The sequence below is a fragment of the Streptomyces sp. URMC 126 genome (assembly GCF_051386555.1).
Lineage (GTDB): Bacteria > Actinomycetota > Actinomycetes > Streptomycetales > Streptomycetaceae > Streptomyces.
In genome coordinates this window covers 1-258 of the sequence record NZ_JBPQTX010001039.1, presented here as the reverse complement: position 1 = coordinate 258, position 258 = coordinate 1, and the positions used below count along the sequence as shown (strand labels likewise).

Below are 258 nucleotides of genomic sequence, written 5' to 3'. Positions count from 1 at the left end.
GAAAAACATTGCTTCGGTGACTGCGCTCGGCTCGCCGTTTCGCGGCATTCGCTCGCACAAATTTGTTTTAAAACAAGCCGACAGCGTGCGCGCCCGCATTTTGCGCGAAAATCAAAACGAGCGCCCGGCTTGTTTCACCGGCTTTTGCGATTGTGAAGCCGTCAGCGGCTGGGCTTCGCAATTTCCCACAGAAATCCGGCAAACCGCCGTTTACACGAAAACCGACGTAATCGTTGACTGGCGCGTTTGCGTTGACAC

Annotated in this window: 1 protein-coding gene; it reads left to right on the top strand. The window is 54.7% G+C overall.

Annotated features, from left to right (window positions below):
• Positions 1-16: 16 nt before the first annotated feature.
• The coding region (locus tag ACSNOK_RS35000; protein WP_436784732.1) for a hypothetical protein at positions 17-258 on the top strand (242 nt) is incomplete at its 3' end.